Source organism: Micrococcus sp. EYE_212 (assembly GCF_023147585.1).
GTDB lineage: Bacteria > Actinomycetota > Actinomycetes > Actinomycetales > Micrococcaceae > Micrococcus.
Map to the genome: position 1 here is coordinate 77,742 of NZ_JAHXOZ010000007.1, position 22,760 is coordinate 100,501.

Here is a 22,760-nt window from a genome sequence, read left to right on the forward strand (position 1 = left end):
GCGGTCCCCCGGAGGCTCCCTCCCCCGCTGACGGCGACGGCGGCACCGACCTCCGGTGCCGCCGTCGCCGTGGGTGCCCGGTCAGCCGCTGATGAGGCGGCGGCCCTCGAAGGCGCGGCCGAGGGTGACCTCGTCCGCGTACTCGAGGTCGCCGCCCACGGGAAGGCCGGAGGCGAGGCGGGTGACGCGGATGCCGGTGGCGCCGAGCAGACGCCCGAGGTAGGTGGCCGTGGCCTCCCCCTCGAGGTTGGGATCCGTGGCGAGGATGACCTCCTGCACGGTCTCGTCCTGCAGACGGGTGAGCAGCTCGCGCACGTGCAGCTGCTCCGGGCCGATGCCCGCGATCGGATTGATGGAGCCGCCGAGCACGTGGTACTTGCCCTGGAACGCGCGGGTGCGCTCCATGGCCATCACGTCCTGGGACTCCTCCACCACGCAGATCTGGGCGGCGTCCCGGCGAGCGTCGCGGCACAGCGCGCACACGTCCTGCTCGGAGACGTTGAAGCACACCGAGCAGAGCCGCACCTTGTCCTTGACGGTGCGGATCGCGTCCGCGAGGCGCGTCATGTCCTGCGCGTCCGCCTCCAAGACGTGGAACGCGATCCGCTGGGCGGACTTCGGCCCGATGCCCGGCAGCCGCCCGAGCTCGTCGATCAGGTCCTGAACCGCTCCCTCGTACACGTCGTCCCTTCGTCTCGCGTGGGCCCGGCCGGCTCCGTCCGGTCCGTCCGCGCGGGGTCACCGCGCTGACGCGAGTCTGCCACGACCACCGGACATGACAAGGGCGCGGGTCGGCCGTGTGGGTCAGCGCACGGGCTCGTGCGGCCGCTCCTCGAGGAGCCGGCCGCCGAGCACGCGTTCGACGACGGCCCGGCCCACGAGCCCGGAGTCTTCCAGCGCCACATCGTCGTCGCTGGCCACCTCGTCCGTCCACGCGACGGCGGGGGAGGACGCGGTGGCCGGCGCGGCGGGCAGAGCCGGCGCGCGGCCCTGTGCGGCCTCGCGGGCCGCCCGGATCGCGGCGGCACGCGGGTCCATCGCGGGAGGAGCGGGAGGCTCCCCACCGGCGGCGGCACGGCTGTCTCCCGTTGGGCGGGCGCCCAGGGCGGTGGGGCTCGGCCGACCCGACGGCGGAGCGGTGCTCCCCGACGGTCCGGAGGAGGCGGAGGGGCCGTTCGAGGAGGGCCCGACCGTCCCGTCTCCGCCGGCGTCGCGGGCGTTGACGGGCGGCTCCAGGGGCCCGCCCGCCTCGAGACGCTCCATGAGGCGCGGGAACATGCTGGCGGGATGCCCCGAACCGCGCGGCGCGGTCCCCGCTGCAGGGGGTCCACCCCCGTCGAGCGCGGGCACGCCGGGGGCCGGCGTCCCGTCCGAGGAGGGCTCGCCGGTGGCATCGGGGTGGGCGTCGCTCGAGACCGCGGCCGTCGAAGCGGCCGGGTGGGGGTCCTCTCGTTCCGAGGCGGCGGGGTCATCGCCCTGGCCCGGGGGGACGCCGTCGCCGTCGGCCCGTCCCGTGCGCGTCTGGTCCGAGGCGGCCGGCGGTGCCGTGTGCTCCGCCCCGCGTGCGTCGGAGGCGCCGCCGCGGGAGCCGCCGTCGAAGCCGGCGGGCCGCGTGGTGCCGAAGCGGGCCTCGAACTCGGCACGCAGCTCCGCCTCGGGCCGGGCGAACACGGGAATGGTGGGGGCGGGCTCGCGGACGAGGGGTCCGGGATCGTAGGCACGCTCCGCCGCGTCAGGGGTCACGTCCTGGAGCCGCTGCGCGGCGTCCGCGGTCGGGGCGGGCCCGGCGGGGGCCCAGGGCTCGGCCCCGGGCGAGGCCGCCTCGTCCGGCCGGGGGGCCGGTGCGGGCTGGTCGGCCTGCGGCGGCGTGCCCCAGTCCGACGGGCTGGGCACCGGCCCGTCCCACCCGGGCGTGCCGCTCGAGGCGTTCTCCTGCGGTCCGCCGCCCTCCTGGGCGCCGTGCGGCGGCACCCATCCCTCGGGACCGGGGGAGTCCTCCATGTCCGAGTCCGGGTCGAACTCGGGGAGGGAGTCCCACGGGTCCTCCTCGCTCGGCGGGGCGTCCTCCCACGCGGGGGGCGCCTCGCCAGCATGGCCCCAGCTGTCCGCGGTCGGAGCCGAGGGAGCGGGGGAAGCAGACGCGGGCGCGGACGGAGGAGCGGGCGCGGCCGCAGGTGGCGCGGACGCGGCGGACGTGGGGCGCCCTGGCTCGGGAGAGGTCCGTGTGTCGGCGGGCGCGGGCCATGCGGTCGCTGGCTGGGCCGGACGGTGCGGAGCGCGCTCCTGCCCACCCGAGGCGGCGCCGGCCGGGGTCTCCGTGGCTGTCTGGCTCTGCGTGGCGCGCAGCGAATCGTTCCGGGGCTGACCGCCCGACGGGGCCGGAGGGCGCGGGAGGCCGCGGGTGTCCGATGCGTCCGGCGGGGGCTGCTGCTGGGGGCGCGGCGACCCCGATGCGGGCCGACCGGAGGCCTGGCGGGCGTCGGCGGGCGCGCGGTGCTCGGGGCGGGGAGCATCCCCGCCGAGGATGAGGTCGAGCTCCGGGCGGATGCCGAGCACACGGTGGACGGCCTCGGCCAGCACCCGGTCACCGCCGCGGCCCAGCAGCGACTGCCGCGGGCCGTCCTGCTGGAATCCGATCGTGAGCAGTGAGCCGTCGTATCCGGTGACCGACGCGTTGTCCTTCACCAGCATCCACACCAGCCGCGAGGAGTCCTCGAGGGCGGCCAGGATGTCCGGCCAGGCGCGGCGCACCATCTCCACGGGGTTCGCGGAGGAGGGGCCCGTGCCGGAGGTGCTCGGGGCCGCGGCCCGGCCCTCGGCCTCGCCGGAGCGCTGGGACGACGGGGCCGCGGAGGTCGGCCCCGCGCCCGTGTTCTCCGGGACCGGCTTCTCCGGGCCCTTGCCCTCCGCGTCCGCCCTGCCGGCGGCCTCGTCCGGCGTGGGGGATCCGTCCTGCTGCGGCGGGGACCACTGCTCGGGGGCGCTCGGCGGCGTCGGCGCGGTCGGCGCTGCGAGGGCGGCCGACGACGGCGGGGTCTCGGGCGCGGCGGGCGCCTGCGTGGGGGCGGCCGGGCGCTGCTCCTGGCGGGCCGGCGCGTCCTGCTGCCGGGCGCTGGGGGTGGTCTCCTCGGTCTCGGGTCGGCGCATGGCTGCGCGGGCCAGGGCGGCACCGGAGAGGCCGGCCGCCTCCCCGACGGCCCCCGTGTGCGGGGTGCCCTCGGCGGCCTCGGCGGCCTGGGCCGGTGCAGAGGCCGCGGGCGAGCCCCCGTACTCGAGCCGCCGCTCGAGCGCCTCGAGGCGGGCGGAGAGGCCGCGGTGCGTGTCGTCCGTGGCGGGCAGCACGAGGCGCGCCATCAGCAGCTCGAGGTGCAGGCGGGGGCTCGTGGCGCCCACCATGTCCGTCAGCGCGAGGTTGGTGACGTCCGCCAGCCGGGAGAGCTCCGCACGGGAGAGCTGGGCGGCCTGCGCGGACAGGCGCCGCACCTGGTCCTCCGGCATGCCGTGCAGGATGGCACCGGCCTCCTCCGGCAGCGCGCGCGCGATCACGAGGTCGCGGAACCGGTCCAGCAGGTCCTCCACGAATCGGCGTGGGTCCTGGCCGGACTGCACCACGCGGTCCACCACGCGGAACACGGTGGGGGTGTCGTCCGCGGCCACGGCGTCGATCACGTCGTCCAGCAGGGCCTCCGGCGTGAAGCCGAGCAGGCTCACCGCGAGGTCGTAGGACACCGCACCCTGCTCGGCGCCGGCGATGAGCTGGTCCAGCACGGAGAGGGTGTCGCGCACCGAGCCCGTGCCGGCCCGCACCACGAGGGGAAGGACGCCGGGCTCCACGCGCACCTGCTCCTCGGCGCACAGCTGCTCGAGGTACGCGATGAGCGGCTCCGGCGGCACGAGGCGGAACGGGTAGTGGTGGGTGCGGGAGCGGATGGTCCCGATGACCTTCTCCGGCTCCGTCGTGGCGAAGATGAACTTGAGGTGCTCCGGCGGCTCCTCCACAATCTTCAGCAGCGCGTTGAAGCCTGCCGCCGTGACCATGTGGGCCTCGTCGATGATCAGGATCTTGTACCGGTCCCGCACCGGGGCGAAGGTGGCCCGCTCCCGCAGGCCGCGGGCGTCCTCCACGCCGCCGTGGGAGGCGGCGTCGATCTCCATGACGTCCAGAGAGCCGGGCCCGCCCGTGGCCAGGTCGCGGCACGAGTCGCACTCGCCGCACGGCGTGGGCGTGGGGCCCTTCGCACAGTTCAGGCAGCGCGCGAGGATGCGGGCGGAGGTGGTCTTGCCGCAGCCGCGCGGGCCCGAGAAGAGGTAGGCGTGGCTCACCCGGTCCTTGGACAGCGCGGTGCGCAGCGGGACCGTGACGTGATCCTGCCCGATGACCTCCTCGAACCGGTCCGGGCGATAGCGTCGATACAGGGCGGTGCTCACCTGGCTCACCCTAGCGGCTCACCCGGACGCCGTACGGCCCGCCGGCCGCCGTCGTCGGCCCCTGCCGCCCGCTGCGACGCCTGTGCAGGAGCGGCGGGAATGGCGTGCGTCCGCGCGGGCGTTGAGGCCGTCATGACCCGGATCGACCACGCCTCCGTCCTGCCCGCCCTCTTCGAGGACCGCCACACCACGAACCACTTCACGGACCAGCCCGTGGACACCGCCCTCGTCCGCGAGGCCTACGAGCACGTGCGCTGGGCGCCGACCGCCATGAACAGCCAGCCGCTGCGCCTGACCGTGGTCGAGTCGCGCGAGTCCCGCGAGCGGCTGGCCCCGCACATGGCCGGGTTCAACGCGGACAAGACCCTCGCGGCGCCGCTCACCCTGATCGCCGCCTACGACCCGCGCTGGCACGAGCACATGCCCCACCTCGCCCCCTTCCGCGAGGGCTTCCGGGAGCAGTGGGAGAACAAAGCCGAGCTGCGCGACGGCATGGGCCGCACCAACGCGCTCCTCCAGATCGGCTACCTCACCGTGGCCCTGCGCGCCCTCGGCCTCGAGGTGGGCCCCATGGCCGGCTTCAGCACCGACGGCGTCGACGCCGCTTTCCATGCCGAGAGCGGCTGGCGCTCGCTCGTGGTGATCAACGTGGGCCACGCGGCCTCCGACCACGAGAAGGCCGTCAGCCCGCGCCAGGGCCGCCTCGAGTTCGACCAGGCCGCGCAGGTCCTCTGAGCCGCGGTCGCGGTCGCGGTCGGCGCCTCGGGTGCCGGCCGCCGCCAGCCGGGTCAGACCACGAAGCCCGCCGGGTCGAACACCCACGGCTCGCGTGGCAGCCCCCGCGGGTCGAACGCCGCCACCGCGCCCTCGAGGGGGCCGGCCGGCAGGCCGAGCGACTCCAGGAGGCGGTCCCGGACGCGCTCCGGCGTCCAGCGGGGGTCCTGCGCCGCGAGGTCGGCGAGGGTGACGGCGCCGTCCCGCTTGGCCAGTCGCCTCCCCCCAGCGTTGAGCACGAGGGGAACGTGCAGGTACTCGGTGGGCGGCGCCGTCTCGCCGCGCGCCGCGCTGAGCAGCTCAGCCAGCCAGCGCTGGCGTGGCGTGGAGTCGAGCAGGTCGTCGCCGCGCACCACCTGGTCCACGCCCTGGGCCAGGTCGTCGACGACGACGGACAGGTTGTACGCGTAGGCACCGTCGTTGCGGCGCAGGACGAGGTCGTCCACGAGGCCCGTGACCTCGCCGTGGAGGACGTCGCGGGCGTGGGCCCGCGGCACGGTGCCCGCCGGCAGGCCGGCCGCCCGTGCCGCGTCGATCCGCAGCGCCGCCGGCCGCGTCCGACGACGCTCGGCCCGCTCGTCCTCCGTCAGGCCGCGGCACGTGCCCGGGTAGAAGCCCGGAGGCCGCCGTGCGGCGCCCGAGGCGAGGGAGGCGTCGGGTGCCGCGCCGCCGTCGTCGCCCCTGGGCTCCGCGGTGGGGTGCGGTGCGGACGTGGCCTCCGCGATGTCCTTGCGGGAGCAGAAGCACTCGTACGCCACGTCCGTGCCGTGGGCGGCGCGCAAGGCGGCGACGGACGCGTCGTAGCGGGAGGTGCGCTCGGACTGGCGCACGGGCGGGGCGTCCCACGTGATCCCGACGGCGGCGAGGTCGGCGAGCTGTTCGGCCTCGGCCCCGGAGCGGACGCGGTCCAGGTCCTCGACGCGCAGCAGGAAGGGCCGGCCCGACGCGCGGGCCGCCAGCCACGCGACCAGTGCGGTGCGCAGGTTGCCCAGGTGCAGGGTCCCCGTGGGCGAGGGTGCATAGCGGCCAGCGGACATGGGACCTCCTGACGACGTGAAAGACCCCTCACGCACCTGCCAGAGCCCACCTACCCTTGCTACCTTCCGGTCCTGGGGGAGTTCAGCGAGATGACACCACGTGAGGGGCCGTCCACGAGTCTACCAGCGCTCGGACGCAGGGCCAGTCGGGCGGGCGATTGGCGTCCCGGCGCGCCACCTGGTTATGATGGAGCCTGCCCTTGTGCGGTCTTCCGCATCGGGGCAGCCAAGGAGGATTCGCCTAGCGGCCTATGGCGCACGCCTGGAACGCGTGTTGGGTTAACGCCCTCGGGGGTTCAAATCCCCCATCCTCCGCGGGTAAGCCCCGTCACCCCAGTGGTGACGGGGCTTTTCGCATGGCCGGAGGATCTGGGCGACCCGTCCGGAGGATCTGGGCGACCGCGGGTGTGGGTGCGGCGGCGGGCGCACGGGCTCAGGGAGTCACGCGTCGAACACTGATGAGACGGGCATCACAGAGTGGCGTACTGTACCCCTCAGCAGATTCCCTTCCTGCCGCGGGGCGCCTTCCCTGATCCCGCTCCGTCTCGGTGCTCGCACCCCGACTTCGGAGACTTACCATGACCTTCGCCGAGTTCATCGATGAGGCCAACGGCTACATCTGGTCGTTGCCCCTGATCGGTCTCTGCCTCCTCGCAGGCGTCTACTTCTCGCTCCGCACGGCCTTCCTCCAGGTCCGGGGCATCCCCGACATGCTCGCCCAGCTCAGGAACGGCGAGAAGTCCGCGGACGGCACCTCGTCCTTCCAGTCCCTCATGATGTCCCTCGCCGGCCGTGTCGGCATGGGCAACATCGGCGGCGTGGCCACGGCCATCGCCTTCGGCGGTCCGGGCGCTGTCTTCTGGATGTGGGCGGTCGCCTTCCTGGGCGCCGCCACCTCCTTCATCGAGTGCACGCTCGGCCAGATCTACAAGGAGAAGGACAAGGACACCGGCGAGTACCGCGGCGGTCCGGCGTACTACTTCGACAAGGCCTACAAGCACACGGCGTTCGGCCCGGTCCTGAAGGTCTACGCCGTGATCTTCGCGATCGTGACGGTCTTCGCCACCAGCTTCTTCCTCCCGGGCGTGCAGGCCAACGGCATGGCGTCGTCCATCAACGAGGCCTGGGGTGCGCCCGCGTGGGCCGTGGCCATCGGCATCGTCATCATCCTCGCGTTCATCGTGGTGGGCGGCGTGAAGCGCATCGCGACGTTCGCCGTGTACGTCGTCCCGGTGATGGCGGTCCTGTACATCATCCTGGCGCTGATCGTCTTCTTCCTGAACTTCTCCCAGATCCCCGCCGTGTTCGGAGCGATCTTCTCCAGCGCCTTCGGCGCGCACGCGATCTTCGGCTCCATCCTCGGCCTCGCCGTGCAGTGGGGCGTCAAGCGCGGCGTCTACTCGAACGAGGCCGGTCAGGGCACCGGCCCCCACGCGGCCGCCGCTGCGGAGGTCTCGCACCCGGCCAAGCAGGGCTATGCGCAGGCCTTCGCCGTCTACATCGACACCCTGTTCGTCTGCACGGCCACGGCGTTCATCATCCTGTCCACCGGCATGTACCGCGTGTACCAGGGCGAGGCCGTGACCACCCCGGTCCTCTTCGAGGGGAACCTCCCCGCCGACTCCAAGGTCGGCCCCGCCTTCGTGCAGAACGGCTTCGACACCGTCTTCACCGGCTTCGGCCCCTCCTTCGTGGCGGTGGCCCTCGCGTTCTTCGCGTTCACCACGATCGTGGCGTACTACTACATGGCGGAGGTCAACGTCGCGTACCTGTTCCGCGGCGCCAAGAACTCGACCGTCCGCCGCGTGGTCATCCGCCTGCTGCAGGGCCTGATCCTCGTGTCCGTGGCCTACGGCGCCGTCACCACCACCGGTGCGGCCTGGGGCCTCGGCGACATCGGCGTGGGTTCCATGGCGTGGATGAACATCATCGGCATCCTGTTCCTGCAGGGCCCCGCCCTGAAGGCCCTCAAGGACTACCACGCCCAGAAGAAGCAGGGCCTGGACCCGCAGTTCGACCCGCGCCCGCTCGGCATCCGCAACGCCGACTTCTGGGAGCTGCGCTCGGACGGGCTCGTCCGCGAGGGCATGACCGGCGAGGAGCTCGAGCGCCACGCGGCCGGCACCCCGGGTGCCACGTCCGTGCGCGACGGCGGCGTGGACGAGGCCGGCTCGCACCGCGCCTGACGCGTCGTCCGCCGACACGACGGGCGCCGGCCCGGTCGGCAGAAAGGGGCAGGATCTGCGTCCTCGACGCAGATCCTGTCCCTTTTCGCAGGTCCGACCGGAGGGACGGTCCGACCGGGGGGGCGGGCTGTCCGGCTCCGGTGATGACGGGCCGCCGCCGTCGGCCGCCAGGGTCCGCTCAGAACAGCTGGCGGATGTTCGCCTTGGCGAGGTCGATGAGCTCGGTGCCCTTGCCGTCCAGCACGGTGCGGATCGCGTAGAGGGCGAAGCCCTTGGCCTGCTCGGCCTCCACGCTCGGCGGGATCGTCAGCTCCTGGCGCTCGGTCGTGACGTCGAGGATCGCGGGGCCCTCGTGGGCCAGGAAGGCGTCCACGGCGTCCGGCAGCTCCTTCGACGTCTCCGCGTGGAAGCCGCGCAGGCCCACCGCCTCGCCCACCACGGAGAAGTCCGGGCTCTTCAGGTCCGTGGCGAACGTGACGAAGCCCGCCGCCTTCATCTCGAGCTCCACGAAGTTCAGCGAGGAGTTGTTGAACACCACCACCTTGACGGGCAGGCCGTTCTGCACGAGGGTGAGCAGCTCGCCGAGCATCATGGAGAGGCCGCCGTCGCCGGCGAGCGCGATCACCTGCCGCCCGGGGTACGCGGCCTGTGCGCCGATCGACTGCATGATGGCGTTGGCCATGGAGCCGTGGTTCATGGACCCGATGAGCCGGCGGCGCCCGTTCATGGTGAGGTAGCGCGCTGCCCAGATCACGGGCGAGCCCACGTCCGGGATGAAGACGGCGTCGTCGGCGGCGCGCTCGTCGATCAGACGGGCCAGGTACTGCGGATGGATCGTGGAGCGGGACGGCGTGGCCAGCTCGTCCAGGTCCTTCCGCGTCGTGCGGTACTCCTTCAGGATCTCCTCGAGGAACGCCGACGACGCGTTGCCGCGCAGCCGCAGCAGCAGGGCCTCCGCGGTCTCCTTCACCCCGCCCACGAGGGGCACGTCCACCGCGATGCGCCGGCCGATCTGCTCGCCCCGGATGTCCACCTGGATGACCGTCGCGTCCTCGGGGTAGAACTGGCGGTAGGGGAGCGAGGAGCCGAGGATGAGCAGCGTCTCCGCTCCCTTGAGCGCCTTGTAGCCGGAGGAGAAGCCGAGCAGCCCGGTGAGGCCGACGTCGTACGGGTTGTCGTACTCCAGGTGCTCCTTGCCGCGCATCGCGTGGACGATGGGCGCCTGGAGCCGCTCGGCGAGGGCCACCACCTCGCGGTGGGCGCCCGCCGCGCCGGCGCCGGCGAGGATCGTGATCCGCTGGGCGGCGTTGAGCGCCTGGGCCGCCTCCGCGAGCAGCGTGTCCGCGGGGACCACGGTGGAGGGCGTGTGCCGGACGGCCTCGGCGGGGGCGTCGAGCTCCGTCAGCGCCACGTCGCCGGAGATCACCAGCACGGCCACACCGCGCTGCTCGACGGCGGCGCGCATCGCCGTGCGCAGCAGGCGGGGCATCTGGTCCGCGGAGGAGACGTGCTCCACGTACACGGAGCACTCGCGGAAGAGCTCCTGCGGGTGGGTCTCCTGGAAGTAGCCGGAGCCGATCTCCTCGGAGGGGATGTGCGCGGCGATCGCCAGGACGGGCGTGCGGGTGCGCTGCGCGTCGAACAGGCCGTTGACGAGGTGCAGGTTGCCCGGGCCGCACGAGCCGGCGCACACCGCGAGCTCGCCGGTCAGCTGGGACTCGGCCGAGGCCGCGAACGCCGCCGACTCCTCATGCCGGACCGGCACCCACTCCACGCCCCCGTGGTCGCGCAGCGCGTCCGTGAGGCCGTTGAGGGAGTCTCCGGAGACGCCGTACATCCGGCGGACCCCGGATGCGTGGAGGCTCCCGACAATGTTGCGGGCGACGGTGGCCATGGTGCGCACCTCTCTGGGTCGGGGGAGGCGCCCCGCTCGGGAGGGGAGGCGCCGCTTCCCGGTCCACGCTAGGACGCAGCCGTGCGGAAGGACAGGGCCCGGGGTCCACTCGGGCCCTGTCCTCCTGCTCACACCTCCGCTCCCGCGGGGTGGCTCAGCGGTTCAGCAGCCCCGGGTGGAACCGCTCGGTCACCCGCGGATGGGCGCGCGCGAAGCCCTTGAGCATGTTGGAGCCGAAGGAGGCGAGCATCGGGTTGGTCGGGTCGTCGGAGACCCCGCGGGCGTCCGCGGCCAGCTCGGCCGGGAGCTCCACCTTCTCGATCACGGCGTCCAGGCGGGGGGAGTAGAAGAACGGCACGGAGTAGCGGTCCACGCCCGGCGGCGGGGACTGCACGCGGTGGATCGTGGCCATGAGGTAGCCGTCCGTGGCCACCTCGAGCATCTCGCCGAGGTTCACCACGAGCGCGCCCGGGATCGGCTCCACCGGCAGCCACGCGTCCTGGCCGTAGGGGCGCACCTCGAGGCCGCCGACCTCGTCCTGCAGCAGAAGGGTGATGAACCCGTAGTCGGCGTGCAGCCCCACCCCCTGCGTCCCGGCCTCGGCCACGCCGCCGACGTAGTGCGCCAGCTTGGCCATCCACGCGCGGTCGCCGTCGAACGCCGCGGAGAAGTGGTCCTCGTCCAGGCCGATGGCCACGCAGAGCGCCTTGAGGAGGTCCTCGCCCACGCGGTCCATCAGCGCCGTCCACGCCATGGCGGTGCGCTCGAGCTCCGGCATGCCGGCGGGCCACTGGTTGCGGCCCTGCAGGTGCCAGAACTCCTCCCCCTCGCCGATCCGCTCGGCCGGGATCGGCTCGCGGTCGGCGGAGAAGTCCAGCTGCTCGCGGGAGTCGGGGCGGCCCTGCGTCCGCTCGGCGGCGATCGCCGAGTAGCCCCGGTAGTGCGGGGACTCCTGGTTGTGCAGCGCCAGCTTCTCCGCCTCGGGGCGGGCGAAGAACTCGGCGGTCACGCGGAACAGCGCGTCCACCTGGCCGGGCTCCGCGCCGTAGCCCACGATCTGGAAGAAGCCCACGTTGTGCGCCGCGAAGCGCAGGCGCTCCAGGAACGCGGGGTCGAAGGAGCCGTCGGCCCGACGCATGGTCGACAGGTCGAGGACGGGAACTTCGAGCGGGGCGGTGACCCGCGCATCGGCGGGGGAGGGGGTGTCGGTTGCGTGCACGGTCATGGGCCCAGTGCACTCTCGATGCCGGCCGGCCGCCACTTCCGGTGTCGCCGTGTTGACGCCGGTGACGCCCCGTGACGCGGACCCGCTCAGCCGAGGAGGTCCCGCTCCGCCCACCGCAGGAGGGACTCGCCGGCGCGCTCGTGCACGTCCTCCGCCTGGCCGACGCCGCGCTCCGCGAGGTCGGCGGCGGTGAGGACGCCGTACGCCTTCTCCGGGATCCCGTCCTCCGGGCGGACGTCCATGTGCTCCACGCGCGCGCCCATGGCGTGCAGGGCGTCCGCCATGGCGTAGTCGGAGCGGGAGTCGCCCGCGGTGATCCAGCGCTCGGGGACGGCGACGCCGTCGTCGGCCATCAAGCCCAGGCACCGCTCGACGCCGAGGTCCTTGCCGGAGGAGGCGTGCTCCACGTCGATCGAGATGATGGTGGGGTCCACATCGAACTCCTCGGCGAGGCCCCGCCTCTCCAGCAGGTCCTCGATCGCCGCGACGACCTCGTCGCGCACCCGGGTGAACTCGGCGTCGTCCGCGCCCACCTCCTCCTCGAGGGAGACCATGACCAGCTTCGTCCGGTCGGCGAACATGACGTCCTCGTCCCGCTCCTCGTTCACGGCCCACATCGCCTCGCGCAGCTCGGGGTCGATCGCCATGTCCGGATCGGTGCGGACCCAGTTCGGGACGGGGACGTCGACGCTCACCTCGGGCAGCTCGCCCTCGGGGACGGCGGAGAAGGGGAACCACACGGCGCCCTTCTCGCAGACGGCGTAGAACGGCGCGTCGTCCGGAAGCCCCGCCGCCCGCAGCGGGGCGATCACGCTGTGCAGGAGGAAGTCGGCGGAGCGGCCCGTGTTGAAGCCGATCGGCACGCGCCGCTGGGCGAGCCGGGCGAGGGTGGTGATGATCCCCTCCGGCACGGTGCGGGTCTCGGTGGAGGCCAGGGGACCGTCCACGTCCAGCAGGAGTCCAAGGGGGGAGGGGGCGCTCATGCCCCCAGCCTAGGCGGGGCGCGGGGGTGGGAGGCCAGACGGTGTGGGAGAGGCACCTGACGGAGGCCGCTCCGGGTTGGCTACGCTGACCACGAACGGCATCCGCATGCGCGGGCGCCATCCGACCCCGACCTGGGAGAGACCATGAGCACCGCCGCCCCCGGCCAGCCCCCCGCCCCGCACTCCGCCCACGCGGCCACCGCCCGCGCCGACCGGAGCGTCGACCTGGGCCGGACCTCCCGCGGCCGTCATGCGGTCATGCTGCTGGTCGTCCTCGCCTCCCTCGTGGCCGCCTTCCTCGGCTCCGGGGCGTTCCTCCGCGACGCGACCGGCGGCTGGTTCACCGACGACGGCTCCTGGCTCTCCCCGTCCCGCCCCGCCCTGTGGCTGTGGGCCCTGGTGGGACTGGGGCTGCTCGCCTCTGCGCTGTGGCAGTTCCTGCCCGCCGCGCAGACCGTGCGCCACGACCGCCTGCGCCCGTGGATCATGGCGAGCGCCGTGCTCGGCGCCGCGTGGATCTGGACGATCCACGCCGCCTGGCTCCTGGTGAGCGTCGTCGTCGCGCTGCTCCTCGTGGCCGTGCTGTTCCGGATCCTCACGCTCCTGGAGTCGGGCCATCCTCGCACCGTGGCCGAGCGCGTCCTCGTGGACGGCGTGCAGGGGCTGCACCTCGGCTGGGCCACGTTCCTCCTCGTCGCGAGCCTCGCGGCGTGGCTCACCTCCGCCGGCTGGGCCGCGGAGCTCATGCCCACCACGTGGGCGCAGACCCTGATCGTGGTCGCCGCGATCGTGGGCCTCTTCACCGCCGTGTACGACGGCGGCCGGCTGGCCCCGGCGCTCGCCCTCGCCTGGGGGCTCCTCTGGGTGGGCGTGGGCCGCTCGGACGGCGCCGGCCTGTTCTCCGGCGCGGTGGCGGTGACGGCGTGGGGCGCGGCCGTGATCGTCCTGCTCGGGTGGGTCGCCTCCCTCCTGCTGTCCCACGTGTCCGCGACGGGTGAGGCGCGCGACCTCGTCCTCGACGCCATCGACGGCGGCGACGACCCGATCGACGGCCGCCGCTGACTCTGGACCTGACCGGAGACGGCAGGGGCGTGCCACACGAGAGTCCGGTGCACTGACCGTGGGAGGATGACTCCGACGGAGGGCCCCGCCGCACGGCGGGGCCCTCGCCCGTCCCCACCACCGTCAGGAGCCCCCGTGACCCCTCTCCGTCCTCTGCGCACCGGACTCGCCGCCGCGTCCGCAGCCCTCGCCCTCGTCGGCTGCACCGCCTCCGATCCGTCGCCCGCGAGCGGTCCGCCGTCCGCCGCGGGCACCAGCGGCGCCGCCGTCCATCCTGCGGCGGAGGTGTCGCCCTCCACCGCGCCCTCCGATGCCGTGGAGGGCGACGCGGCGGTGGTCGTCCGGGTGGTCGACGGCGACACCGTCGACGTGCGCAAGGACGGCGAGGCCGCCGTCACCCGGGTCCGCCTCCTGAACATCGACACCCCCGAGACGAAGCACCCGAGCAAGGCGGTGCAGTGCAGGGGCCCGGAGGCCGCCGCGCTCCTCGAGTCCCTCCTGGAGGAGGGGGACCACGTCACCCTCCAGTACGACGAGGAGCGCTACGACAGGTTCCACCGCACGCTGGCCGGCGTGTTCGAGGGCGCCACGCTCGTGAACGCGGAGATCGCGCGAGCCGGCCTGGGCGTGCCCGTGGTGTTCGAGCCGAACCGTCGCTTCTACGACGAGGTGCTCGCCGCCTGGAACGAGGCGGAGGAGGACGGCGCCGGGCTGAACCAGCCGGGCCTGGACTGCTCCCTGCCGGTCATGGCCGAGCAGGCACCGGCGGGAGCGGAACCCGCGGAGGGCGTGCTCGAGGAGCTCGCACTGGCGTACGCGGGCGCCGCGTCCGGTGAGCAGGCCTGGATGAGCGCCCTCTACCCGGACGTGCTCTCCCGTGTGAAGCACCTCGTCTCCACAGACACGTCGAGCGCTGGGGAGGGCGCCGGCCGGGACGAGGCGCCGACGGCGAGCGCGGCACCGGAGCAGCGGGCCGAGGGTCAGCGTGCCGCGGAGGGCCGTGCCGCCGAGCAGCGGGCCGAGGAGGAGCGGGCAACCGAGCAGCGGGCGGCACAGGAGCGCGAGGCCGAGCAGCGGGAGGCTGCCCGGAAGCGCGAGGCGGCCGCAGCGTCGGCCCGGGCTGCTGAGGCCGAGGAGAGGGCCGCTGCCGCGCGTCGCGCCGCAGAGGAGAAGGCGGCCGAGACCGCGCCCCGGAACGTCGCGGGCACGTCCGGCGGATCCGGCTCGGGGTCCTCGTCCTCCGGCCGGCCCTCCGGCGGGACGTCCAGCAAGGCGCCGAACCGCTGCTACGCCCCGGGCGGCGAGACCTTCGTCTACTGCGACGAGGAGGGGTCCTCGGGTTCAGGCGGTTCAGGCGGTTCAGGCGGCTCGGGATCGGGGTCGGGGTCGTCGGGCTCCGCAGCGGGCGCCGGCGGTCCGGTGGCCGGCAACGGCGGCGTCTGCCCGGACGGCTACCCGGTCAAGGTGAGCAGCTCGGGCAAGTACCACGTGCCCGGCGGAGAGCACTACGACCAGACGAGCGCGAAGAACTGCTACGCGTCGACCTCGGCCGCAGCGGCGGCCGGCTTCATCGCCTCCCAGCGCTGAGGCCGTGAGCCTCCTCGCAGAGGAGGCCCCCCGGCCTCGGCCGCGAGGAGACGAACGGGCGCCCACCTCGATGAGGTGGGCGCCCGTTCGTCGTGCCGGGGACGTGAGGCTCAGGACGTGGCGTGGCGGGGGCCGGAGCCGCCGTCAGAGGTGTCCGGGGCGTCCTCGTGGGCGGCCCGCAGCTCGTAGCCCTTCTCCTCCAGCTCCTCCTGCTTCTCCACCTTCTTCACCAGGGCGTCGGTGTCCTTGGGGGGCAGGCGCACGGCCTTCTCGGCGGGCATGCCGGCGGTCAGCTGCTTGGCGCGCTCCACCTCGGTGTCGATCTCCGCGCCGAGCAGCAGCACGATGTTGAAGATCCACAGCGCGAAGAGCAGGGCCATGATGCCGCCGATCGCGCCGTAGGCGCTGTAGCCGGCGAACTGCGTGAGGTACACGGACAGCGCGACGGCGGCGAGGGCCAGGCCGACGAGCGCGAAGACGTTGCCCGGGCCGAACATGTGGAAGCTCGGCTTCTTCACGTTCGGGGTGGTGTAGTACAGGGTCGCGATGAGCAGGAGCAGCAGCACGATGACCACGGGCCACTTCACCCAGGCCCAGATCGGCAGGAAGGTGTCGAGCAGGAAGTCCACCACGCCGCCCAGGCCGAGCGGCTGGGCGATCGGGGCGAGGAAGCCCTCGACGAGCGACTTGTTGAGGGCCAGGGAGATCAGCACGAGCACGATGCCCACGATCAGGATGAGCGTGGTGAGGAGGTTGGTGAGGGTCAGCTTGACGAAGCCGCGCCCCTCCTCGTAGTTGTAGACCTGGTTCATGCTGCGGTTGAACGCCTTCACGTACGCGGAGGCGGACCACAGGGCGGTCAGGATGCCGATCACCAGGGCGATGATGCCGCCGGTCGCCTGGTTGCTCATGGTGGTGATCATGTCCGTCACCATGGGCTCGTACTCGACGGGCACCGCGCCGGCGATCTGGTTGATCAGGTCGTCCACGGACTGGCGGTTGTTGGAGAGGACGAGGCTGAGGATGGAGAAGATCGCGAGCAGGGACGGGGCCAGCGAGAGCACCATGAAGTAGGTGAGCTTCGCGGCGAGGTCTGTGCCGCCGTCGTTGCCGAACTCCTTGAGGGCACGGGTGAGGGCGTACTTCCAGCCCTTGCCGTCCAGCTTGACGTCCTTCAGGCGCTCCGTGCGCTCCTCCGGGTCGATCCTCGCGCCCTCGAGGGTCGCGTCGACGGGGTGAATGGCCACGGTGGGTCCTTCCGCATGACAGGTCGGGGGTCGCGCCCACAGTAGCCGACCCGGGCCGTCAGGGCCCGGGCCGGGGACCCGTCAGCACTCGGGGACGTTGACGGCGAGCCCGCCGCGCGAGGTCTCCTTGTACTTGGACTTCATGTCCGCACCGGTGTCACGCATCGTCTTGATCGCCTGGTCCAGGCTCACGCGGTGCGTGCCGTCGCCGAGGAGGGCGAGGCGGGCGGCGTTGATGGCCTTCACGGACGCGATGGCGTTGCGCTCGATGCAGGGCACCTGGACGAGGCCGCCCACGGGGTCGCAGGTCAGGCCGAGGTTGTGCTCGATTCCGATCTCCGCCGCGTTCTCCACCTGCTCGGGGGTGCCGCCGAGCACCGCGCACAGCGCGCCGGCCGCCATGGAGCAGGCCGAGCCGACCTCGCCCTGACAGCCGACCTCGGCGCCGGAGATGGACGCGTTGCGCTTGTACAGGATGCCGATGGCCGCGGCGGTGAGGAGGAAGTCCACCACCTTGTCCTCGCGCTCGGCGTCCGTGGCGTCCTCCGGCATCTCGAACCGCTTGAAGTAGTGCATCACCGCGGGGATGATGCCGGCGGCGCCGTTGGTGGGGGCCGTGACGATGCGTCCGCCGGAGGCGTTCTCCTCGTTCACCGCCAGGGCGAAGAGGTTCACCCACTCCATGGCCCACATCGGGTCCTTCTCCCCGGTCTGGGCCTCGAGGTGCGCACGCAGGGCGGGGGCGCGACGGCGGACCTTCAGCCCGCCGGGCAGGATCGGCTCGGTGCGGGTGGTGCCGTTCTCGACGCACTCCTCCATGACGGCCCAGATGGCCAGGAGCTTGCCGCGCAGCTCCCCGAGGTCGTGCTTGAGCGCCTCGTTGGCCAGCATCAGCTCGGCGATCGAGATGCCGTTGGCGCGGCAGTGGGCCACCAGCTCGGCGCCCGAGGAGAACGGGTAGGGCTCAGCGCCCTCGGTGGCCTCGTCCTTCCGGTTCACGTCCCGGGCCTCGTCCAGCTCGGCCTCGAGCTCGTCCGAGGTGACCACGAATCCGCCGCCCACGGAGTAGTAGTCGCGCGTGTGCAGCTCCTCGCCGGCCTCGTCGAAGGCGGTCAGGCGCATGCCGTTGGGGTGGCCGGGCAGGTTCTGCCGCATGTGCAGGACCATGTCCTTCCTGCGGTCGAAGTGGATCTCCCGGCGGCCGTCGAGCGGCATGCGGCTGCTGTCCACGATGTCCTTGACGAGCCCCACGCAGGCGTCGGGGTCGATGGTCTCCGGGTCCTGGCCCGCGAGGCCCAGGAGGACGGCGGTGTCGGAGCCGTGGCCGATGCCCGTGGCGGCGAGGGAGCCGTACAGCTCCGCCTTCACGCGGTGGGTGGAGTCGAGCACGTCGTTCTGCTGCAGGCTGGAGGTGAAGCGGCGCGCGGCGCGCATGGGACCCACGGTGTGGGACGACGACGGGCCGATGCCGATCGAGAACAGGTCGAGGACGCTCAGCGACATGCCGGGGACTCCTTGGTTGCCGGGACGGGGCCCGGGATGTGGGGCGCTCCGCGGGAGGCGTCCGGCGCGTCGGTCCGGGCTCACCGGACGACGGGCGCCGTGGTCGACCCTCCCGTGCTGTCCAGCGTAGGGGCAGACCGGGCCTCAGAGCACGTTGTCGGGGCTCTCCTCCACGGTGGCGGCAGCCCGGAAGGCGGCCAGGTCGCGCAGGTAGTCGGCGGCGCCCGTGAAGTCGGGGCGGGGGGCGTTCGCCCTCAGCATGACGGCCTGCAGCGGCTCGAGGCTCCAGCTCAGGGGCACCACGTCCTCGCACCCCTCGGCGTCGGCGAGGGCGCGCAGCTGCCACCACGTCGGGGCCATGAGGTTCACCGCTCCCGCCCGGAAGCGCTCGAGCAGCGCCGCGGGGGTGGCCCAGCCGTGCTGGGCGGCCTCGGTCGAGACCCGCTCGGGGGACTGGCCCGCGGGCAGGCGGACCACGAAGAAGAAGGTGTCGTAGCGCCGCGCGCCGCCGGGCGGCGTGATCCAGCGCGACCACGGGACGAGCGCCCCGACGTCGGGGGCGAGGCCCTCGTGCGCCAGGAACGCGCCGAAGTCCACCTCGTGGCGCTCCACCTGCGCGGGCAGCTCAGCAGGGAGCGCGGCCACGCGCTGCGCGTCCACCGGGACGCCGGTGGCCGCGTCCCGGGCCAGGAGCACGCCCACCTCCTCGAAGGTCTCCCGCACGACGGCGGCCAGCAGGCGCCCGGCGGCGCGCTCCGGGGCGAGGTCCCCGAGGGTGCTCCGCGCGCCCTCCGGCTCCCCGGGCAGGCCAAGCCTGTCCGCCCACCCCGCGAGGTCGACCCCGTCCCACAGGGCGGGCGGCAGCTCGTCGGCCGGGTCCACCCGTCCGCCGGGGAAGGCCGTGGCGTGCGCGCTGAAGGCCATGGTGGCGGCGCGCTGGAGGGCGAACACCTCGAGGCCGTCCTCCTCGCCCGGGCGCACCAGGAGGAGGGAGGACGCCGGGCGGGCGGGCGCATCGAGGGGCGGAGTGCCCTCGTGGGGGGCGCGGGGCGGGTGGGAGGCTGTCACCACCGTCACACTAGTCAACCGGGGTTGTGTAGCGTGAGCCCTGCATGCCGTGCGCGCCACGAGCAGGGCCTCATCCCGCTCGGCGCCGCGCGGCCCCGAGCGGAGATTCGAGGAGGAGTCACCCGTGAAGATCGTGGTGCTGGTCAAGCAGGTGCCGGACACGTGGCAGGAGCGTGAGCTGAGCCTGGAGACCGGTTGGGTGGTGCGCGACGGCGCGGCCGAGCCCGTGCCGGACGAGATCAGCGAGCGCGTCATGGAGGTCGCCCTGGGCTGGCGGGACGCCGGAGCTGACGTCGAGATCGTGGCCTTGACGGTGGGCCCCGAGGACTCCTCGAAGACGCTGCGCAAGATGCTGGCCATGGGGGCGGACTCCGCCGTGCAGATCACCGACGACGCCCTCGTCGGCTCGGACGCCGTGGAGACGGCCCGCGTGATCGCCGCGGCCGTCGAGAAGGAAGGCGCCGACCTCGTGCTCGCCGGCACGCTGTCCACGGACGGCGGCACCGGCGTGGTGCCGGCCATGGTCGCCGAGCTCCTGGACCGGCCCTACCTGCCGCATGCTGAGGCCCCCGAGTTGGTCGACGGCGAGCTGACCGGCACCGTGGCGACCTCGGACGCGGACGTGCGCGCCGCCGTCGCCCTGCCCGCCGTGGCGAGCCTGACGGAGAAGACCGCGGAGCCGCGGTTCCCGAACTTCAAGAACATCATGGCGGCCAAGAAGAAGCCGCTCACCGTGCTGTCCCTGGCCGACCTCGGCATCGCCGCGGGCCCGGCCCAGGCCGCCTACCGCTCCGTGATGGTCTCGGCGGACACGCGCCCCGAGCGTGCCGCGGGCGAGAAGATCACCGACGACGGCACCGCGGCCGAGCGGCTGGTGGAGTTCCTCGCGGGTCGGGGGCTCGTGTGAGCGCGAACGTGGAGGAGACCGAGATGACGACGCAGACCGATGCCGCGAACAGCGGTCAGACCGTGCTGGTGCACGCCGAGATCGGCGCGGACGGCGCGCTCCGCCCGGTCGTGGCCGAGCTGCTCGGCGCCGCCGCCACCGTGGGCGTGCCCGAGGCCGTCCTCGTGACCGGCGCGGAGGGCAGGGGCGCCGCCGTCGCCCGTCTGGGGGAGTACGGCGCCACGCGCGTCCACGTCCTTGTGGCCGACGACGCCGCCACCACCCTGGGTGACGCGGCCGTGCAGGCCCTGACGGCCGTGACAGCCCGCACCGCTCCCGTGGCTGTGCTGCTCTCCGGCAGTCCGGAGTCCCGCGCGGTGGCCGGTCGTCTGTCCGTTCGGGCCCGCGGCCCCGTGTGCGCGGATGCCGTGGGGCTGCGCTGGGCCGACAACGAGGTCATCGCCCGCCACTCCGTGTTCGGCGGCGACTACCTCAGCGAGTCCACCGGCGAGGGCGGCCCCCGGATCATCACCATGCGCCCCGGCGCCATCGCGGACCGGGCCCCGGCCGTCGAGGCGCCCGAGGTCGTGGAGCTGGCCGCCGCCGAGCTGGGCCCGGTGACCGCCGGCGCCCGGGTGCTCGAGGTGAACGCCCGCACGCAGAACTCCGCCCGCCCGCCTCTGCGCGGCGCGAAGACCGTCGTCTCCGGCGGTCGTGGCGTGGGCTCCGAGGAGGGCTTCGCGATCGTCGAGCAGCTCGCCGACGAGCTCGGCGCCGCCGTGGGCGCCTCGCGTGCCGCCGTCGACTCGGGCTACACCGCGGCCGACCGCCAGGTGGGCCAGACCGGCGTGATCGTGTCCCCGAACCTGTACATCGCCCTCGGCATCTCCGGTGCCATCCAGCACCTGGCCGGCATGAAGACCGCCAAGACCATCGTGGCGATCGACAAGAACGAGGACGCCGAGATCTTCGAGCACGCCGACTTCGGAGTGGTCGGGGACATCTTCCAGGTGGTCCCGCAGGTCATCGAGCAGCTGCGCACCCGCCGCGGCTGAACCGGTGCGGGCGCGGTCTGCCTCGGACCGCGCCCCTCGGACGAGGAGAAGCATGCCCAAGCAGCGAATGGCCGGATACGTCCCCCTGAAGGGCGCCCCGGCCGAGACCGAGCCCGCCCCCGCCCTGGAGCAGGACACCACGACGGCGGCCCCGGCCCCGGTGGTGGCGCCCGCCGCACCGGTGGCGCCGACCGCACCGGTGGCGCCGACCGCACCGGTGGCCGCGGCCGCCGCCCCGGTGGCGCCGACCGCACCGGCGTCGGCTCTGACCCCCCTGTCCACGCGACGCCGCATGGCCGGATACGTCCCGTTCGCCCGCGAGGCCGAGTGGCTCGGCGGGGCCCCCGCCCCGGCCGCCGGCTCGACCCCGGCCGCGGCTTCGGCGCGGTCTGCCGCCCCCGAGCCGAACGCCGCCTCGGTGTCTCCGACGCAGGCCCCCGCACCCGTGGTGACCGAGCCCGTCGTGCCGGACGTGGCGGCCGCCGTCGCCGCCTCCTCGTCCGGTGCGTCGGCCGCCGCCGGGGCGGGCACGCCCGTGGAGTCCGACCTCGTGCCACTCGCGGAGCGGCGGCGCATGGCCGGGTACGTGCCGTTCGCCCGGGAGGGGGAGTGGTTCACCGAGCTGGCCGCCGTGGGCGCCCCCGCCGCGCCGGAGACGGTGGCGCAGGAGGTCGTCGCACCGGAGCCGGCCACCGCCGAGCCCGCCGCCGCGGCGCCGGCCCGGCCGGTCGTCGCCGAGCCGGCCGATGCGGAACCGGCCCTCGCCGCCCCCGTGGCCGCGGCGCCGGCCGCGGAGCCAACCCCCACCGCGCCGGACACCCGTTCGGCCCCGCCGGCCTCCGCCGCGCAGCCGCCCCAGGCCGCCCCCGGTGCCGCCACCGGCACGCCCGCCCGCGCCGCTGACGCTGCCGCCCCGTCCCGTCTGCGCAAGGCGCTGCCGGCGGTGGCCGGCGTCGTGGTGCTGGCGCTGCTCGCGGTCCTGGCCGGGCGCTGGCTGCGGAGCCTGGACCCGGTGGCGGACTTCATCGCCGCCTACGACGGGCACCCCGTGCTGCCCGAGGGCACCCCCGAGGGGATGCCCTGGTGGATGGGCTGGCAGCACTTCCTGAACATGTTCCTGATGGTGCTGATCATCCGGACGGGCCTGCAGATCCGCCACGAGACGCGGCCTCCGGCCAACTTCACGCCGACGAAGGACGGCCTGTTCTCCGCACGGGGCAACACCCCGAAGAAGTTCTCGCTCACCATCTGGATGCACCAGGCACTCGACGCGCTGTGGCTGCTCAACGGCGTGATCTTCGTGGTGCTGCTGATCGTCACCGGCCACTGGGCGCGGATCGTGCCCACGGACCCGCACGTGTTCCAGCACGCCCTGTCCGCCGGCATTCAGTACCTGTCCCTGGACTGGCCCACGGAGAACGGCTGGGTGCACTACAACGCGCTGCAGATGCTCTCCTACGCGCTGGTGGTGTTCGTGGCTGCCCCGCTCGCCGCCCTCACGGGCTGGCGCATGTCCTCGTGGTTCCCCACGGAGGCCAAGGGGCTGAACAAGGCATTCCCCATGGAGGCGGCCCGCAAGGTGCACTTCCCGGTGATGGTCTTCTTCGTGGCGTTCATCCTGGTGCACGTGTTCCTCGTGGCCTTCACGGGCCTGCTGACGAATCTGAACCACATGTACACCTCCCGGGGCGGGGCCACAGACGCGTGGGGCCTGGTGGTGTTCCTCGTGAGCGTGGCGGTCACCGCCGCCGCGTGGTTCTTCCTGAAGCCCGCCTTCACGGCCCCCGTGGCCTCCCGGTTCGGCACCGTGGGCCGCTGAGTCGGC

At 73.7% G+C, this 22,760-nt stretch carries 16 protein-coding genes, 1 tRNA gene and 1 other RNA gene; 8 read left to right on the forward strand and 10 right to left on the reverse strand.

All coding sequences use genetic code 11. The annotated features are described in order from the left end of the window. Positions 1 to 81: 81 nt before the first annotated feature. Positions 82 to 681, reverse strand: coding sequence for a recombination mediator RecR (gene recR / locus KZX60_RS06235; protein ID WP_248116529.1), 600 nt, complete (start codon positions 679 to 681; stop codon positions 82 to 84). A 123-nt stretch (positions 682 to 804) separates the two neighbouring features. Next, positions 805 to 4,428 carry a DNA polymerase III subunit gamma and tau gene (locus KZX60_RS06240; RefSeq protein ID WP_248116531.1) on the reverse strand — a complete coding sequence of 1,208 codons (3,624 nt, stop codon included), beginning with the start codon at positions 4,426 to 4,428 and terminating at the stop codon, positions 805 to 807. Between the two features lie 132 nt (positions 4,429 to 4,560). Between KZX60_RS06240 and KZX60_RS06245 the strand changes: the two genes are divergently transcribed. After that, a complete protein-coding gene (locus tag KZX60_RS06245; RefSeq protein ID WP_248116533.1) occupies positions 4,561 to 5,163 on the forward strand; it encodes a malonic semialdehyde reductase in 603 nt (200 codons plus the stop codon). A 53-nt stretch (positions 5,164 to 5,216) separates the two neighbouring features. Here KZX60_RS06245 and gluQRS read toward each other — a convergent pair whose 3' ends face one another. Then, positions 5,217 to 6,239 carry a tRNA glutamyl-Q(34) synthetase GluQRS gene (gene gluQRS, locus KZX60_RS06250; RefSeq protein ID WP_248116535.1) on the reverse strand — a complete coding sequence of 341 codons (1,023 nt, stop codon included), beginning with the start codon at positions 6,237 to 6,239 and terminating at the stop codon, positions 5,217 to 5,219. Positions 6,240 to 6,255: 16 nt separating this feature from the next. Next, positions 6,256 to 6,352, reverse strand: an RNA gene (ffs, locus tag KZX60_RS06255) — signal recognition particle sRNA small type. Between the two features lie 117 nt (positions 6,353 to 6,469). Here ffs and KZX60_RS06260 point away from each other — a divergent pair. Next, positions 6,470 to 6,554 (forward strand) — tRNA-Ser (locus KZX60_RS06260). A 263-nt stretch (positions 6,555 to 6,817) separates the two neighbouring features. Beyond that, a complete protein-coding gene (locus KZX60_RS06265; RefSeq protein ID WP_248116537.1) occupies positions 6,818 to 8,425 on the forward strand; it encodes an alanine/glycine:cation symporter family protein in 1,608 nt (535 codons plus the stop codon). A 178-nt stretch (positions 8,426 to 8,603) separates the two neighbouring features. On the opposite strand, the gene poxB is transcribed toward KZX60_RS06265, so the two are convergent. From poxB to KZX60_RS06280, 3 genes are all read right to left on the reverse strand, one after another. After that, positions 8,604 to 10,319 carry a ubiquinone-dependent pyruvate dehydrogenase gene (poxB, locus tag KZX60_RS06270; protein ID WP_248116539.1) on the reverse strand — a complete coding sequence of 572 codons (1,716 nt, stop codon included), beginning with the start codon at positions 10,317 to 10,319 and terminating at the stop codon, positions 8,604 to 8,606. A gap of 154 nt (positions 10,320 to 10,473) precedes the next feature. Further along, positions 10,474 to 11,544, reverse strand: a complete 1,071-nt coding sequence (locus tag KZX60_RS06275) for a 2-oxoglutarate and iron-dependent oxygenase domain-containing protein (protein WP_248116541.1) — start codon at positions 11,542 to 11,544, stop codon at positions 10,474 to 10,476. A gap of 86 nt (positions 11,545 to 11,630) precedes the next feature. Beyond that, positions 11,631 to 12,527 carry a haloacid dehalogenase gene (locus tag KZX60_RS06280; protein WP_248116543.1) on the reverse strand — a complete coding sequence of 299 codons (897 nt, stop codon included), beginning with the start codon at positions 12,525 to 12,527 and terminating at the stop codon, positions 11,631 to 11,633. A gap of 144 nt (positions 12,528 to 12,671) precedes the next feature. Here KZX60_RS06280 and KZX60_RS06285 point away from each other — a divergent pair, with 144 nt between their 5' ends. After that, on the forward strand, positions 12,672 to 13,589 hold the full coding sequence (locus KZX60_RS06285) for a tryptophan-rich sensory protein (RefSeq protein WP_248116545.1): 918 nt from the start codon (positions 12,672 to 12,674) through the stop codon (positions 13,587 to 13,589). Between the two features lie 135 nt (positions 13,590 to 13,724). Then, complete coding sequence (locus tag KZX60_RS06290) at positions 13,725 to 15,176, forward strand: thermonuclease family protein (RefSeq protein ID WP_248116547.1); 1,452 nt, start codon at positions 13,725 to 13,727, stop codon at positions 15,174 to 15,176. Positions 15,177 to 15,286: 110 nt separating this feature from the next. Here KZX60_RS06290 and KZX60_RS06295 read toward each other — a convergent pair whose 3' ends face one another. The 3 genes from KZX60_RS06295 to KZX60_RS06305 all read right to left on the reverse strand — a co-directional run bounded on the left by KZX60_RS06295 (position 15,287) and on the right by KZX60_RS06305 (position 18,994). Beyond that, complete coding sequence (locus KZX60_RS06295; RefSeq protein ID WP_248116549.1) at positions 15,287 to 16,423, reverse strand: YihY/virulence factor BrkB family protein; 1,137 nt, start codon at positions 16,421 to 16,423, stop codon at positions 15,287 to 15,289. 81 nt (positions 16,424 to 16,504) lie between these two features. Beyond that, positions 16,505 to 17,926, reverse strand: a complete 1,422-nt coding sequence (locus tag KZX60_RS06300; protein ID WP_248116551.1) for an L-serine ammonia-lyase — start codon at positions 17,924 to 17,926, stop codon at positions 16,505 to 16,507. Positions 17,927 to 18,070: 144 nt separating this feature from the next. After that, positions 18,071 to 18,994, reverse strand: a complete 924-nt coding sequence (locus KZX60_RS06305) for an NUDIX hydrolase (RefSeq protein ID WP_248116553.1) — start codon at positions 18,992 to 18,994, stop codon at positions 18,071 to 18,073. A 124-nt stretch (positions 18,995 to 19,118) separates the two neighbouring features. Here KZX60_RS06305 and KZX60_RS06310 point away from each other — a divergent pair, with 124 nt between their 5' ends. The 3 genes from KZX60_RS06310 to KZX60_RS06320 are packed head-to-tail and all read left to right on the forward strand — an operon-like array spanning position 19,119 to position 22,754. Then, positions 19,119 to 19,901 (forward strand): electron transfer flavoprotein subunit beta/FixA family protein, encoded by a 783-nt coding sequence (locus tag KZX60_RS06310; protein WP_248116555.1) that lies wholly within the window; start codon positions 19,119 to 19,121, stop codon positions 19,899 to 19,901. A 23-nt stretch (positions 19,902 to 19,924) separates the two neighbouring features. Further along, the gene (locus tag KZX60_RS06315; protein ID WP_248116557.1) at positions 19,925 to 20,935 is read left to right on the forward strand and encodes an electron transfer flavoprotein subunit alpha/FixB family protein; all 1,011 of its coding nucleotides are present in this window, start codon (positions 19,925 to 19,927) and stop codon (positions 20,933 to 20,935) included. Between the two features lie 52 nt (positions 20,936 to 20,987). Next, positions 20,988 to 22,754, forward strand: coding sequence for a cytochrome b/b6 domain-containing protein (locus KZX60_RS06320; protein ID WP_248116560.1), 1,767 nt, complete (start codon positions 20,988 to 20,990; stop codon positions 22,752 to 22,754). The last annotated feature ends 6 nt before the right edge of the window (positions 22,755 to 22,760 follow it).

What these genes read in the sequence shown, in the direction of transcription:
- KZX60_RS06245 (WP_248116533.1), top strand. Translation starts at nt 4,561, where the DNA reads ATGACCCGGATCGACCACGCCTCCGTCCTGCCCGCCCTCTTCGAGGAC.
- gluQRS (WP_248116535.1), bottom strand. Translation starts at nt 6,239, where the DNA reads ATGTCCGCTGGCCGCTATGCACCCTCGCCCACGGGGACCCTGCACCTG.
- KZX60_RS06265 (WP_248116537.1), top strand. Translation starts at nt 6,818, where the DNA reads ATGACCTTCGCCGAGTTCATCGATGAGGCCAACGGCTACATCTGGTCG.
- poxB (WP_248116539.1), bottom strand. Translation starts at nt 10,319, where the DNA reads ATGGCCACCGTCGCCCGCAACATTGTCGGGAGCCTCCACGCATCCGGG.
- KZX60_RS06275 (WP_248116541.1), bottom strand. Translation starts at nt 11,544, where the DNA reads ATGACCGTGCACGCAACCGACACCCCCTCCCCCGCCGATGCGCGGGTC.
- KZX60_RS06280 (WP_248116543.1), bottom strand. Translation starts at nt 12,527, where the DNA reads ATGAGCGCCCCCTCCCCCCTTGGACTCCTGCTGGACGTGGACGGTCCC.
- KZX60_RS06285 (WP_248116545.1), top strand. Translation starts at nt 12,672, where the DNA reads ATGAGCACCGCCGCCCCCGGCCAGCCCCCCGCCCCGCACTCCGCCCAC.
- KZX60_RS06300 (WP_248116551.1), bottom strand. Translation starts at nt 17,926, where the DNA reads ATGTCGCTGAGCGTCCTCGACCTGTTCTCGATCGGCATCGGCCCGTCG.
- KZX60_RS06315 (WP_248116557.1), top strand. Translation starts at nt 19,925, where the DNA reads ATGACGACGCAGACCGATGCCGCGAACAGCGGTCAGACCGTGCTGGTG.
- KZX60_RS06320 (WP_248116560.1), top strand. Translation starts at nt 20,988, where the DNA reads ATGCCCAAGCAGCGAATGGCCGGATACGTCCCCCTGAAGGGCGCCCCG.